General features: G+C 51.6%; 14 protein-coding genes. 11 read left to right on the plus strand and 3 right to left on the minus strand.

Annotation, left to right across the window (positions count from 1 at the left end; genetic code table 11):
• The 5 genes from SA339_07060 to SA339_07080 form a co-directional block, all read left to right on the plus strand.
• Positions 1-289 (plus strand): hypothetical protein (locus SA339_07060; protein MDW5562970.1); only part of this gene is annotated, 289 nt, incomplete at its 5' end.
• Between the two features lie 11 nt (positions 290-300).
• Complete coding sequence (locus SA339_07065; protein MDW5562971.1) at positions 301-813, plus strand: chemotaxis protein CheW; 513 nt, start codon at positions 301-303, stop codon at positions 811-813.
• Positions 814-1442: 629 nt separating this feature from the next.
• Positions 1443-2123, plus strand: coding sequence for a thioredoxin family protein (locus SA339_07070; GenBank protein ID MDW5562972.1), 681 nt, complete (start codon positions 1443-1445; stop codon positions 2121-2123).
• A gap of 161 nt (positions 2124-2284) precedes the next feature.
• Complete coding sequence (locus tag SA339_07075; protein ID MDW5562973.1) at positions 2285-2986, plus strand: alpha/beta fold hydrolase; 702 nt, start codon at positions 2285-2287, stop codon at positions 2984-2986.
• Positions 2987-3228: 242 nt separating this feature from the next.
• Positions 3229-4095 (plus strand): bile acid:sodium symporter, encoded by an 867-nt coding sequence (locus SA339_07080; GenBank protein MDW5562974.1) that lies wholly within the window; start codon positions 3229-3231, stop codon positions 4093-4095.
• Positions 4096-4468: 373 nt separating this feature from the next.
• Here the strand turns inward: SA339_07080 and SA339_07085 are convergent, their stop codons facing one another.
• On the minus strand, positions 4469-4933 hold the full coding sequence (locus SA339_07085; GenBank protein MDW5562975.1) for a flavodoxin family protein: 465 nt from the start codon (positions 4931-4933) through the stop codon (positions 4469-4471).
• Between the two features lie 225 nt (positions 4934-5158).
• Between SA339_07085 and SA339_07090 the strand changes: the two genes are divergently transcribed.
• The 3 genes from SA339_07090 (at position 5159) to SA339_07100 (ending at position 7079) form a co-directional block, all read left to right on the plus strand.
• Positions 5159-5860: an alpha/beta hydrolase gene (locus tag SA339_07090; protein ID MDW5562976.1), complete on the plus strand. Its 702-nt coding sequence runs from the start codon at positions 5159-5161 to the stop codon at positions 5858-5860.
• A gap of 249 nt (positions 5861-6109) precedes the next feature.
• Positions 6110-6442, plus strand: a complete 333-nt coding sequence (locus tag SA339_07095) for a hypothetical protein (protein MDW5562977.1) — start codon at positions 6110-6112, stop codon at positions 6440-6442.
• A 307-nt stretch (positions 6443-6749) separates the two neighbouring features.
• Entirely contained in the window at positions 6750-7079 is a 330-nt protein-coding gene (locus SA339_07100; protein MDW5562978.1) for an HNH endonuclease, read from the plus strand.
• A gap of 166 nt (positions 7080-7245) precedes the next feature.
• On the opposite strand, the gene SA339_07105 is transcribed toward SA339_07100, so the two are convergent.
• On the minus strand, positions 7246-7740 hold the full coding sequence (locus tag SA339_07105) for a phosphate-starvation-inducible PsiE family protein (GenBank protein MDW5562979.1): 495 nt from the start codon (positions 7738-7740) through the stop codon (positions 7246-7248).
• Positions 7741-7821: 81 nt separating this feature from the next.
• Here SA339_07105 and SA339_07110 point away from each other — a divergent pair, with 81 nt between their 5' ends.
• From SA339_07110 to SA339_07120, 3 genes are all read left to right on the plus strand, one after another.
• Positions 7822-8070 (plus strand): hypothetical protein, encoded by a 249-nt coding sequence (locus SA339_07110; protein ID MDW5562980.1) that lies wholly within the window; start codon positions 7822-7824, stop codon positions 8068-8070.
• 603 nt (positions 8071-8673) lie between these two features.
• Entirely contained in the window at positions 8674-10821 is a 2148-nt protein-coding gene (ppk1, locus tag SA339_07115) for a polyphosphate kinase 1 (GenBank protein ID MDW5562981.1), read from the plus strand.
• A gap of 145 nt (positions 10822-10966) precedes the next feature.
• Positions 10967-12427: a M20/M25/M40 family metallo-hydrolase gene (locus SA339_07120; protein MDW5562982.1), complete on the plus strand. Its 1461-nt coding sequence runs from the start codon at positions 10967-10969 to the stop codon at positions 12425-12427.
• Between the two features lie 1075 nt (positions 12428-13502).
• Here the strand turns inward: SA339_07120 and SA339_07125 are convergent.
• A complete protein-coding gene (locus SA339_07125) occupies positions 13503-13880 on the minus strand; it encodes a hypothetical protein (GenBank protein ID MDW5562983.1) in 378 nt (125 codons plus the stop codon).
• Between the last annotated feature and the right edge of the window lie 495 nt (positions 13881-14375).

The following is a 14375-nucleotide window of genomic DNA, read 5'->3' on the forward strand; positions in this document are numbered from 1 at the left end:
CGAGGAGTCGGCGTCGTCCACCCAGGAGCTCACGGCGAGCATGGAGGACATGACCGCCAGGGCGCAGTCGCTCAGCGAGATGGCCGTGAACCTCCAGCGGGTGGCAGGGACCTTCATCATCGATGAGGCGGGCAAGGAGGCGGAGGCTCCGGCCCCCTCCCCTGCCCCCAAGTCGCGGCCGATCGCCAAGCCGCCAGTGAACGTCAAACCGAGAACGAATGAGGCTCCCAAGGTTCCCCAGAAGGTGAAAGAGGCGCTCGGCAAGAGAGGCATAAAGGCCTCGGTCTAAGGGGCGATACCTTGGCCAGAAGAAAGAGGGAAAAGGTAGAGCTCAATGGGGACGAGGAGCAGCTCGTCTCCTTCATCTTGGGCAAGGAGACCTTCGGGGTGAAGGTCTCCCAGATCCGGGAGATAGGGAAGGTGAAGGATATCACCAAGGTGCCGATGATGGCCGACTATATCGTCGGGGTCATGAACCTGCGCGGGCAGATCACCACGGTGATCGACCTCAAGAAGCGGTTCGGCATCGATATGGAGAGCGGTATCACCGATAAATCCCGGATCATAATCGCCGAGGTGGGGGAGACCCAGATCGGGATGGTCGTCGATGCGGTGGAGGATGTTCTGCGAGTACCGAGATCGAGCATCTCCCCGCCTCCGAAAACTCTCGCATCATCGCTCGACCGCTCCTATCTCGTCGGGATCTGCAAGCTCAAGGACAAGCTGATCATGTTGCTGGACATAGACAGCATGGTCAATCTAGGGCAGATCTCGGGAGTGGTGCCTGAAGTGAACGTGACGGCAAGCTCCTAAACCCCTTCTTCGTTTTTCCTTTGTTTGGTAAATTTCTTGGCGAGCACATTGTTATTACCAATCCAGTGAAAATGTGGGTGCTTTTTTATTTGTGGCATCGGCCTCATTCGTTCTCTCGATCCTTGTTCAACTAGAGGTCGGTCCTATCGCTATGTAAATGTGAGAGGCACCGATCTATGACACATCTCATGACTCACTCCCCGATCCTCAATCGCCAAGGACTGAGCGTCGTTCCCTGATCCTCAATCGCCAAGGGAGAGCTGTCGTAGATCGGCGATTATTGCTAGGCTGCTCGCCATATTTGTAAAGATGCTTGGCCAAGCCATCCCTCAAGCCCGGAGTGGGACCTCGCCGACCCGACATAAGAGGCGCTTATCAGTATGAGGCTCGCGGTCTTGATGCTCTACACCATAGGATGTCTCACTGAGGACATCGTGAGCCGTATCTCTTCTTGCGAGCGCGGATCCTGACATCGCGATGTTAGTGCATGGACTGAATGGTCCTACCCCCGCCGAACACGCCATTCGACGTTGATGGATCTGGAGTAACTCAGAGTAGGCCATCTTCGTCGGCCTACGCTAACAATATAAGGCATTAGCTCGCAGGACAACTGAGGCAGTGGTGATGACTTGAGACCGAGCCTCAACAGGATCCTCGTATTGACGCTGGTTCTCGTGATAGTATCCGCAACTGGCCTTGTTGCATTAGGCACCGGCGCGCTCACGGCAACGCAAACGGATAGCGACCCAGGCTCGTTGTCCACCAACGCTTCCAGCGGAAACGGTCAGAGCCAGACCGTCACCGTATACTTTTTCTATGGGAACGGCTGCCCCCATTGCGTGATCGCTGAGCCAGTAATAGATCGCCTCTCCGTAAAATATCCTCAGGTCGATTTTGAAAGGTACGAGATTTACTACAACAGCACCAACCAGGCGCTTTTCCAGCAATTCAATCACCGCTATGGGGTCCAGAACCCAGTGGTTCCCGAGGTGTACATCGGGGACAAGGTGCTGATTGCCGAGGATGCCATTAAGAACGATCTCGAACCGGACATCCAGCACGAGCTCAGTACCACAAGCAGTAGTGCTGAGAATAGCAGCGGCGCCAGCACCGACAACGCCAATAGCGCCGTCAACTCGCCCAACAACGGCACCACGCCCGCCGGCCCAGGCGGGACCGGCTCCGAGGCCAGCACAGTTCCTGGTCCAAGCGATGCTGCAATGATCGGCACGGCGGTGGTCGCGGCAGCGGCATTGCTAGCCATCGGTTTGGTCATCTACCGCAACAAGAGGAAAAAAGGCCTGACTTAGAGAATAGTTCGTCGAGGTATTGAAGAAGGTTAGCCGTCCCCCGATACAGAGCAACTACGAACGGATGAGGTTCGTCCTCATCTCAGACTTTTTTTCCGAAGGACCCCACATGCTGGAAAATATCATCATCTCTATTATGGAGGCGCTCCCGTGGTTGGATGATGACGCGATCAATGCCGCTCGTTCTTGTGCCCGGGTTGCTGTGTAGCGCCAGGCTTTTTGCGGCTCAGATTGCAGCGCTGTGGCCGCACGGACAGATCACAGTTGCCGATCACCGTCACGGCGACACGATGGAAGCTATCGCAGCACGCATTCTCAAAGACGCGCCGCCGCGCTTCGCGCTCGCAGGTTTATCCATGGGCGGCTACATCGCCTTCGCGATGATGCGGCTAGCTCCGGAGCGCATTGCCAGGCTGGCATTGCTCGACACCTCCGCGCGCCCCGATCCACCGGAGCAGAGGGCTGGCCGCGAACAATTAATCTTGCTGGCTAAAGCGGGTAAGCTCGACGACGTAGTCGATATCATGATGCCCAAGTTTCTGTGTCGACATAGCATGAAGGACGAGGGCCTGATGAAGGTCGTGCGCGACATGGCACACGAAACCGGATCAGATGCTTTCGTGCGCCAGCAGAAAGCGCTCATGTCCAGGAAGGACTCACGACCACTACTTTCAAAGATCGATTGCCCGACGCTGGTGCTGGTGGGGGAGGAAGACGCACTGACTCCGCCGGGATTGGCGCGAGAGATGTATGCCAACATACTGGACTCCCACCTCGTGGTGGTGCCAGGATGTGGCCATCTGTCCACCGTTGAGAAACCAGACGCAGTCAATGCCGCGATCATCGAATGGCTGAATGCTTGAGTGAGAAGAATGGGCAGCCAGCATAATCGGCCACCGCAGCCGTTTACGCTTGCGGCAGGAGATACATCCAGGCCCGCATGCCAAGGGCTAGCAGCGACTCTCTCCAGGATGTGACGCCTTAAAAACACTTGTGAGGACGCCCATGTTTGCGGCAGATCAGAAGGTTGTGGCGAAGTACGGCCATATATTGTGCCTAGAATATGGTTAAGTATGCCCAATTGAAGTATTATTTCAGAGGGAATATGGCCGATCTCGGGGAGTTATTGCTCTCGGTATTCGCCCTGGTCTTTGTGGTGGGGACCATGCTTGCTATGGGGCTCAAGCTGACCCCCGCTAAGATCACCAAGGCATTGGGGAATTGGCGTTTGGACGTTCTGATACTGGTGGCTAATTTCGTTATCGTTCCGGCGATCATAATCTCTCTCACATACATCATCCAGCTGCCGGAAGATATCAGACTGGGAATTACGATCCTGGCATTTGCATCCGGTGCTCCATTCATCCCAATGATCGTTCAACATGCCAAGGGGGATATCGCCATGGGGGTTGGCATCATGACGTTGCTCATGGTAGCGACCATAATCGTGCTGCCGATCATGCTTCCATTGGTTATTCCAGGCATCACGGTCAACGCATGGGACGTGGCTAAACCTTTGGTATTTCTCATGCTGGCCCCGCTCCTCATCGGACTATTGATCAGGTTTCGTTATGAGTCGTTCGCCGAGCAGGCCGCGAAACTATTGGTACCAGTCAATACACTGAGCATCTTTCTTCTACTCTTCCTGGTCTTTGCCCTCTACTGGAGCGATATTGTCAGCACCTTCGGGACTGGCGCCATCGGGTTCTCAATAATCTTTGCGATAATCGCATTGGTGGTCGGATACTTCTCTGGAGGACATGACACGAACACCAGGCGGGTGTTCGGACTTAGTACCGCGAACAGGAACATTTCGGCAGGCATTCTGATATCTGGAGTCAATTTCATCGATCGGCCACTCGTGGCGGTAACGGTCATGATCGTGGCGATAGCGTCCCTGATTCTCCTGATGATCGTAGCAGGTGAGTGGGGGCGGAAGACCATCGATAATGAAGGTAGTTCACATAAGTGAGCAAAGGTCAGCAGCAAATAGGTCCGGAATTGCAGATCCAGTGGTCTGCTACTGCATTGTATTATTGTTCACATGGTGAGACTGGGTCTGCTGGACTTGCTACGCCTTGAGGAAGCGAACCGAGAGGTTGGCGGGGTGCAAATTCCTTAATCGAATGATGCGGTGAGCTGCAGTCGATAGGGCGGGCACAGGCCATTCGGATACGAAGGCAATAATTATCGTCCTTCCGGGAGCGCTCGCTCTGGCTTCTCAGGTCCATCTATGAGCTCAGCCACAATAGGATATGGGGCAGGTCAGTCGGACATCAACGGAGAATTGCTTGCATGGGCCTTGAACATCCAGCTCGAGCAAGCCCTTTCTCGTCCCAGATCGTTTATTGGGTCCCCATCTTGCCCTTCAACCCTTGGGCGAACACTTGAGCGCGCTTGAGGTCCTCAGCATTAGGCCGTCCCTTGTTCAGCCCTCCGAAGTATTTGAGGAAGCTGTTGGTGTTGAAGCCTCCACAATTGAACTCATCAATGATGATATAGCCTTTAGGTACCAATCTCTTTCTGAGCTGGGAGTGGATCAGGTCGATCCTCTTGTCCCAACTGGTCGAAAAAAGGAAGACCTTCTTGTTATCGGACGAAGGCATTCTATCGGCAAGTTTCAGCAGATCCACATGATGCTTTCCATCGTAGATCCCCGAACCGAAGCCTATCAGGTCACATTGTCCAAGCTCTTCCAGGCCTGTGTCTTGCGGCTCGACAATTCGGGCATCAAGCACCTCCGCAAAGACCTTGGCGATCTTTTCGGTGTTGCGATGATGGTAAGAGCGAAGGACCAATATGGACCTCATGGTGGATGATATGTGAAGTAACTTATTTGAATTGGCTGGGGGTTTGCCCTTCGGCCAGAGCGCGGCCTTGGCCTATTCAACATAGCGCACATATGTCCGCGTTATCTCGAATAAAAACGATGTCATGGTGCGCGTTTTTCTGGCCATAATGTAAGCTGACTGCGATTGCAACGTGATAGGTTTTTCTTCGAGACGATGCCCACAGCATCGATAAGAGGATATGAAATGAACGAGAGAAATATTGTTTTGGTGCACGGTGCATGGGCAGACGGAACGAGCTGGAGCGGAGTGATCGAGCGTCTCCAAGCGGCTGGCTTCAATGTCACAGCCCCGCAGTTCCCCCTGACCTCGCTGGCAGACGACGTCGCCAAACTGCGCGAAGTGCTGGCCCTCCAAGATGGTCCGACCCTTCTGGTTGGGCATTCGTACGGCGGCATGATAATCACCGCGCTTGGCAGGGATGCCCCCAATGTCACTGGTTTGGTATATGTCGCAGCCTTCGGACTTGATGAGGGAGAAACCCTGGAAGGCCTTCTCGCGCAGGGACCTTCACCGCCCGCTATAGCTCACATGCATGTTGATTCCCAGGGGTTCGCATGGCTCCCCCAGGCCGATTTCGTCAGCTATTTCGCTGCGGATGTCGATCGGACGAAGGCCAATGTCATGTATGCGGTCCAGCAGCCGCTCTCGGCTGCCACCTTTAAGACCGTGATGACCGCGCCAGCTTGGAGGTCGATCCCCTCTTGGTACATCGTTGCTTCAAATGACCAGGTGATTCCCCCAGACGCCGAGCGGATGTTCGCTGGGAGGATGAGAGCCCCCACGGCAGAGATTCAATCCAGTCACGTCGTCATGGTTTCCCACCCCAAGGAGGTCGCCGACTTGATCATGGAAAGTATCAGAGCTGTCGTGAAGGTACCTTCGTGAGGATGAAGTCCAAATGAATTTGAGTGCCTTAGTAGAATAGGTCGAGAATGAGAACTTAGTGATTCCCAGCCCGCCTCGAACCGGATGCCCCGACCGTATGGCGGGCTAAGGCGCTGAATGTACTCTCCATTCGAATTCTTTTCTATTTTTTCTCCTTTGGACGATTTGAAGTCTTATCGATGATTACTCTGAGCAAGATGAACATCTGCAGGTCTTCAGAAGAAAAATTGCAATGGGGGGGTTGTGTCCTTGGATAAGGCAAGCGGAATAAGAAAGGGTGAGAACATGTGGGATGGACGATGCATAGACCCGAGCTTAAGGATGTTCAGGAAGGCTGTTGACTACGCCCTCGCGAAAGGCCTTGCTTGGGACGACATGCCTGAGCTACGTAGTGAGAATGGGGTCATGCATGCGATACGCCCTAGCGGCAAGAAATTGAGGTTGGAGGACAAACCTGGATGGGAGCATCAGAGCGGGTATGCAAAGTTGGTGAATGAGATGGTGGCAATGAGGAGAGTATATCAAACCACAATCGAGGATTTTGTATCGACCACCCCCCTCAGAGGAACAGCAAAAACTTAGCGTCCGATCCAAGAACGCCGTCTGTTAAGAACATCTAGGATCAGGTGACCACGAGGCCATCATCAAGACTTTCTGAAGGCTGACCAAAAGGAATAGTAACTCTCCTACATAGTACAATTCTGACAGCAAGATTTGGTTCTCAGTTTTTCATAGCTAGATCTCGTTCACTCGCTGGTCTACCGCCAATATCAGCTTCTTGCCATTACAATACATGTTTGAGTTTTAATACATATAGTAATTGGCAAATGTTCTAGAGTCCAGCACAACAATTTCCAATCAGTCTATGGCTTGTGATATTGGCAACACCATGGAATTCGAGCACGAAGGCATCGTGCTGCTGGAACGGATAATCAGCAACAATCCGTCATGGTCGCCGAAGGGCAGCCGCGTGGATCCCTATCTTGGCGTCGATGATTGGATCAAGCTCTGGATGTGGCAACGCATCAGAAACTACGTCCTGAGCCGTGATGATCGTACCTGTCAAATCTGCGGAGATCGGCCCATCAATATCCAGGTGCATCACATCGTTTGGAAGTGCCATAATGGCTCAGACCATCCTAAGAACCTGATGGTGGTCTGTGAAAGCTGTCACCGACAGATCCACGCTAGGCATACGCCGCTAAATATGCTCCAATGAACCTTCAAATCACATTGCGCCGTGATTAATATGGGGGCCCGGTTCGCTTCCGGCCATAACTCATCACAATGCAGATGCGGTTCGAGTCTTCTATCACATCTTCCAATCCACAAATCCCGCCCCATCTGGATCGTTCAGGTTTGAAAAATGATAGTCCCGGCAAATTTCATTCTTCGTGGGAGATATGCCGGTCCCTGTTCGTCCTACTCTTGCGGATAAGATAATAGGACGACGATAGGGCGATAATAGCTACCCCGATACCAACCAGGACAAGGCTGCTCACAGTGTTGTAATCAAAAACTATCAGTTCTCTAGACACGGCGGTCAAGGTCACTAGAATTACGATCTCTACGTGTATCTTTTGTTTAATCGCATACGCATAAAGAGTATCCAGCAGTTCGACGCAGACCACCAAAAGAAGAAAATTGCCGATGATGTTCAGAACGGTGTGCTTGGTCGAGCTGATCAGATCGTTGTTGATTATGGCGTCAATGACGCCCATTATGGTCACAATCAATATCAGGATACTTACGAAGGCGATCACGGAGATTGCCGTGTACATGATCATTTTCTTGTACGCGGGAAGTAGTGTGGCCAACTTAGTTTTTGGATACCGGATCGCGAAGAAGCCTCCTGGCCCGATTACTTCATTCGCAGCCATCGATTAAAGATTGGCAATTGGTTTTTATTACAGCAAGTACGGGATAGTAGAATAAGGGCCTGCATATGATGTCTGGACACAATGGTTATCGATGTTCGCTTGGTTGTAAGATGGGAGATACAGAAGGGAATGAGCATGCCTAACAAGATCGTTATTAAGGGCATTGACCGAACCAAGGTAGGGACATATCTTAGATGGGTGGATGAAAAGGGCCTTCATCATTCAACCGAGCACACGCTGATGCTCGAGTACACGGTGGACGGCCGCTATGGGCTTGTTCAAGGGGACGCCGAGACCATCAAGATGGTCATCGAGCGATCCGGTCGTTAATCGATAAGCCAATATGGACCAAATTTTTGCCTTTTCAGCTCCATGCGGCCATCAACCATCAACTTCTCTTTTTAACTCAAGTATGCCTCAATAGTGCCCGTATGCAGGTTTTTAACAAGCCGACAAAGTAGAAAGGATCGATCATTGAATGCATGAGAAGAGTTTTCCTGACCAGAAATGGTAAGGTGGTCCGATGATCTACAGACGTTCTGATCTTCTCGCCTGTAGATTTGTTCTGGTCAGGAACGATACTCCACCAATAGTTTGGCACATAAGCTTAGTGCTCTGAAAGTATGTTCCAACATTTGTTGTACTGTCGTATCGATGGCGCATATTTATTCCATGTACCCTTCAAAATGGCAGTTCAATCACTACAAGAATGTGATGAAAATATTCTGATATGCTGAAAGTGTTGCATATATGAAGGTAAATAATACCGGCTTTATCCTAATAATTCTAACGGCCGAGCAATATCTAGATATCCGGATGATTGCACAATAGTGAACAGGATCAACAGCCTGCAGAGTAATTTAACAATGGTATTTGACTGGGACTAATTGGACTTGAGACAAATCAAGGCGGGGAGTTAGTTGGGGGCCATCGATGACAATAAATGATGACACAAGAACATGCTCGGCGACAGTAACAGAGATTGCCATCTCCGAAAAAACCGATTTGCCAGAAGATCCCAAGCTATACATCAACAGGGAGCTCAGCTGGTTGAATTTCAATCATCGCATCTTCGATGAAGCAGCATGTGAAAATCAACCTCTGCTGGAGCGTGTAAAATTCCTTGCCATCTGTGGCAGCAACTTAGATGAATTCTTCATGGTCCGTGTCCCTGGCATATGTAGGCAGGTGGAAAAAGGAGCCTTGGAACCTCCTCTGGACGGCCTATCGCCCCAAGCTCAGATCAAGGAAATCAGATCCAAAGCTATGGCCCTCATCGACCAATACAGTGACCTATGGAATCACGACCTAGTGCCCAAATTATGGGACAAAGGGATCAGGATCCGAAAATTGGCCGATCTGGATGAGGAAACGAAGGCAAGTCTCCGGGAATATTTCGAGAGTGATATTTTTCCAGCACTTACCCCTCTGGTATTCGACATCTCCCATCCGTTCCCCTTCATTTCCAGCTCCACGCTGAGCTTGGCAGTTGTGGTCATCGATCCCGACGGAAACAAGAAGTTCGCTCGCCTGAAGATACCCATCGGCCTTTTCCCCAGGTTCGTTGATCTATCTCAGCTTAAGGGCAAGACCGTAAACGATGACAGGGAGGTCGATCTCATTCTCCTCGAAGACCTGATAGCCGCTAATATGGACCGATGCTTTCCCGGCCTGGTTATCGAGGCAACTTATCCGTTCCGAGTGACCCGTGATGCTGAGCTCCTTTTAGAGCTTGACGAGGAGTCGGACCTGCTCACGGCGGTCGAGGAGGGCCTGGAGACCCGAAAAGCGGGGCTCCCTTCCCGTCTGGAGATCGATAATGCAATGCCATCCAGCGTCGCGGAGATGTTAGCGAACAAATTGGGGCTGTCGCCTGATGCCGTCTATCGGTCTGATTGTCCTCTGGGATTGGTCGATCTATGGCAACTGCATGGGATCAACAGGCAGGACCTGAAGGATATTCCTTTCATACCGAACATTCCTGCGTCTCTCTCCGAGCACAGGGACGTCCTGGGTGAAATATGCCATCATGATGAGATCCTGTATCACCCGTACGATAGCTTCCAGCCCATCGTAAATCTCATAAGGCGCGCCTCCAGGGACCCGGATGTCCTGGCCATCAAGATAACGCTGTACAGGATCGACGTGTCCTCGCCGATGATCGAGGCTTTGGTGGAAGCGCGACATAATCAAAAAGCCGTGTCCGCGGTGGTGGAGCTTAAGGCCAGGTTCGATGAGCAGGCCAATATCGGTTGGGCTCGCCGTCTTGAACATGCCGGCGTCCATGTCGTTTATGGTCTGGTGAACCTCAAGGTGCATGCGAAGATGTGTCTCATCGTTCGACGGACGAAGAAGGGGATCGTGCGCATATGTCATCTCAGCTCCGGTAACTACAACGCCCAGACGGCGCGAACATATGGAGACCTGGGATACATAACGTGCGATCCCGACATCGCTGCTGATGTATCTGACCTATTTAACGCACTGACAGGCCTCTCGAGGAAGGAAGAGTACAGGAAACTATTGGTCTCGCCATTCTCGCTCCGGCGCGGGATGTTGCATAGGATATCCCGAGAGATCCAGCAGCATAGGGCATCAGGCAATGGCCGTATTGCATTCAAATTGAATGCACTGATCGACAAGGAGATCATCGATGCTCTCTACCGAGCATCCGTAGCAGGGGTGAAGATAGACCTCAACATACGCGGCATGTGCTGTCTACGTCCGGGGATCAAGGGCATAAGCGAGAATATAAGGGTGACATCCATCGTCGGCCGGTTCCTTGAGCACAGCCGAATATACTACTTTCGCAACGGGGGTAATGATGAGATATTGCTCGGTTCCTCCGATCTGATGCCGAGAAATCTCAACAAGAGGATCGAGATACTCTTCCCAGTTCAGGACGAAAGGATAAGGAAGAATATTCTCGACCATATACTCCAAATCCATCTTGACGACAATGTCAAGGGTCGGTGGATGAAAGCGGACGGGTCATACGAACGGATGATGCCGAAGCCGGGAGGACCGAGGGTGGATTCACAAGAATGGATGATTGAGCATCGTGGAATCTGGCACGGGTAATGCTTGCCGAGGCCATCGGGACGACGTTGAACCTGAATGGATGAGTAAGTACTGAACATACATCTTCATATATCGACAATTCTAACATTTCATAAAATTTATAATCGCCCGGTCGAATCGATGTTCAACAATTGGGGATTCTCACATGTCAGTCGCGGAACGCAAGTCAAATGGCGAGCTATCAGACCTACCGAACTACAGGGCCGCTTTTACCGAGCCGCTGAAAGAGATGGGAATAACATCCCTTGCTGACATGAAGGAGGCCCTTCTGGATGATTCGAAGTCCGATGCAATGATCGACAACATCATCGGGATCGGTCCCAAGACCATCCAGTCCTGGAGGAAGGCATTCCTCGAGGCCCCCGAGCCAGAGGATGTGATGCCCGATGAGCACACCGACGTTGTGGTGGTTGATGAGCACGATGTGCTGGCAGAAACAGTAAATGCGCCATCTGCAACTGACGTCCAGGCAACTTGTGAAGAGCAGCATGATGATCAAGGAGATGGTGAGAATCCTGAGAGCGAGGAGATTGGTTTCGTGTCGCCTCCGGGAGATCTCTCTGAAGAACGCAACCTCAACTGCAGCATCGATGATGCCTATGAAATACGGCAGATACTGATCGATCTCCTGCAGTGGAATGGAGCTAAGAAAAAAGGTCTCGCCTCCACGATGAACTATGTGGAGAAGAAGCTGAAGGGCGCGAACCTGGCCCTCTCAATGATAGAGGACGAGGATGCGGACCCGGTGGCACTGATCGCTTCCAAGGGGAAGGGCGGTTTGGTCTTTTGGGGGCACCTAGATACCGCCCCTGAGGGGGACATGGAGAGCGACCTCCAAGGCGTTGCTGCCCTTGACTTCATCTACGGGCGGGGAGCCTCGGATATGAAGGGAGCCTTGGCCGCCCTGATATGGGCCGCTCAAAGGATGGCTCCTTGGGATGTACCATACACTATTGTTCTTACTGCCGATGGATTGAGGGATCAGATCGGATCACAAATGACGGTACGTGATCCTCGATTGATGGCGAGCAAGGGGGTACTCATCCTCGCGCCCACCAACATGATGCCTGCCTTCGGTCAGGTAGGATATGTCGCCATGAACGTTACCGTCGCTAGTGAGGACAGCATAGTTGATATGTCCAAATTCCTCAGCAACCTGAGTCAAAGCAAGCCTCTGCTCCAGGACAAGCAATGGCTTCGAGTTGGGTTGATTAGGGGCGGAAAAAGAAAGGATCCTTATGGCCCGGTAGTCTCCTGCCATGCGGCACTGGAGATACTGACCGAATCCTCGACCGATGATGCCATCCGGCTGGTCGAGGGGGCTCTGGCCAACACAAATCATCTGACAGAGATACTGAAACGGGTGGAGCCGTTAAAGGTGGATCCGGAGGTCCCGTTGGTCAAAGAGGTCGAGGAGTTGGCAGGAAGGAAAGCCCAGCTGTTCGAGGTCTCGACCGAAGCGAGTCATCTGATCCCTTCAATTCCTAACATATGCATTTGTGGCCCAGGCAATTCCGTCCAGACGAAGACCGTGAACGAATATGTGGTCCTCACCGATCTTGAGAAAATGTTCGAAATGATCGTGACCCTGGTGGACCGGTCATAAGGTCGGTTTCCAACCACATGCATGGAGAAAACACAGGTAATGAACGTCAGCGCATGATGAGTGGAATGATGAAGTTGGGATCCTACCGATCAGCAATAAATGGGTTAAAGACCCACTGATGGAAGAGCTTTAACCAATTATTTCTGATCGGGGAGGCGATCTCAAATCAACAAGCCGTACAATGGGCCTTGTGTTATTACAAAATGGGCCATCAGTTGGTCTATTGTCTGAAATGCGCCCTACAATAAACATGTGGGTAACCTCCATATCTTTGGGCCCTATCCATGATTATTGGGCCGGGAAGTTCTTCGAAACATGAGACCGAACATGCCCAGCTATCAGAGCCTCCTTCCCGGCCTATAACGCAACAACATTGCCAGCCAGACGCCCAAACGCCCGCCGGAGGAAGACGTCCGAAAACTCGATGCCGTATGTTTTTCGGGAAGAAGGCGCCCGGCTGGCGAATCATCGTATGTAGAAGGTGTACAAATATATTTGCAACAGGCGCCAAATTAGACATTTGGATTGTTTTCTGAAATATCCTTATTCGAATTTCGAACGGCCTTATCAAGAGGATGCTGGCAGGGTCCTTTTACACGCGGGGCTCCCCTAAGCCTCATGGCTGGCACATATGGCCTACCGGATTTCTTATTGGGTTTCCTCCATGATCTCATCGATGATTGACAGTGAAATGTCGATCGCACCATCTCATGCACAGCCCGTTTTGATATGGTCCGAACTACCGTTGAGCGCTCTTAACTGGAGAGGAAGTCATCTCAGAGGTGTCTTGTCGTCAAGGATGAGTTCGATAAGCTTCATAAGGGAGGGAATGAAAATATTGTTCCATCTGATTCAACAGCTTTTATGACTTAATGGTCAACGGCCTGGCCGGAGTGCCAGAGGTGTCCGATGAGTGGACCCTGGGATAATGCCCTCATCCTTTCACGAGCCGCGTCCCCAGGTCGAAGGCTCTTTGGCAATCCTGGGGAAACACTTTTTTCCGCCTCCTTGCCTTTGCCTCGCCGTCAAACCTTGTAGCCACGTATCTATAGAATAATCATCAAACATCATCAAACTAGTATATGTCGGTGGAGGCGAGCGATTCGGCCGAACCTAAAACTCTCTTCACGATGTTTTCATTGAGCGCGATGTGGCGATCAATGGACATCTCTTTCATCCAGGCCTCATCAATTCCCATGGTATAGATCAGGCCAGTGCGTATCTTACGTTGGAATAACGTGGAACCGGCTGCGTCGTATACCAGATATGGAAACATCAACCGTTCCATGAGCGATCTCATCTCCCCTGAGACAGTGCCAAGATAGATGGGCGAAGCGAACCATGAGGACGACATTGGACTTGCTTCAGCTGGCATGAGAAAATAATCGTTGGTTTCGCCACATATCTGCATATTCAAAGCGCTAAATCGATAAACACTGGCTCCAAGGACCAAGCTACATGATCAACGACAAAAAGCGACTTTTCGCAAATTATTTGGGAATGGGAAGTTGGTGGGTCTGCGAACACATATCATCAACCAGCCAGATGTCTCATTGTCTAGATCAGTAGCAATCAGGCAATGTTCTAGGCAACGTGCTGGTAAGCCTTTTCCACATTTTCAATATTGAAGCGCCTTTGAATCAGATTCCTTCTGATCTCCGATGTTCTTCGCCGCGACGGGATCCGTAGACAGGTACACCTTCAGTTTGCCGCATGGTAACTCTACGCACTCGGCACAGGTGTCGACACGCTTCGCCATAGCACAGGGCCTCACCGAGCAGAGTTCTCGGCAGTAGCCAGAAATCCTAGCGGACTTGCATCCTTCGCACTCGATATCTTCTGGCGCGTGCTCAGCTCTCCCGTCGGCCCAATTCTTGACCAACCGCTCCCTCCATTCCTGGTCATCAGCTTTCGTAGCTCTATATGTCTCGCATTCCTGGCAATTCAG

Source organism: Methanomassiliicoccus sp. (assembly GCA_033485155.1).
Classification (GTDB): Archaea; Thermoplasmatota; Thermoplasmata; order Methanomassiliicoccales; family Methanomassiliicoccaceae; genus UBA6.

Bases quoted from the DNA above. Each gene is read 5' to 3' on its own strand.
- SA339_07100 (MDW5562978.1), top strand. From the start codon at position 6,750: ATGGAATTCGAGCACGAAGGCATCGTGCTGCTGGAACGGATAATCAGC.
- SA339_07120 (MDW5562982.1), top strand. From the start codon at position 10,967: ATGTCAGTCGCGGAACGCAAGTCAAATGGCGAGCTATCAGACCTACCG.
- SA339_07085 (MDW5562975.1), bottom strand. From the start codon at position 4,933: ATGAGGTCCATATTGGTCCTTCGCTCTTACCATCATCGCAACACCGAA.
- SA339_07075 (MDW5562973.1), top strand. From the start codon at position 2,285: ATGACGCGATCAATGCCGCTCGTTCTTGTGCCCGGGTTGCTGTGTAGC.
- ppk1 (MDW5562981.1), top strand. From the start codon at position 8,674: ATGACAATAAATGATGACACAAGAACATGCTCGGCGACAGTAACAGAG.
- SA339_07105 (MDW5562979.1), bottom strand. From the start codon at position 7,740: ATGGCTGCGAATGAAGTAATCGGGCCAGGAGGCTTCTTCGCGATCCGG.
- SA339_07110 (MDW5562980.1), top strand. From the start codon at position 7,822: ATGGTTATCGATGTTCGCTTGGTTGTAAGATGGGAGATACAGAAGGGA.
- SA339_07080 (MDW5562974.1), top strand. From the start codon at position 3,229: ATGGCCGATCTCGGGGAGTTATTGCTCTCGGTATTCGCCCTGGTCTTT.
- SA339_07090 (MDW5562976.1), top strand. From the start codon at position 5,159: ATGAACGAGAGAAATATTGTTTTGGTGCACGGTGCATGGGCAGACGGA.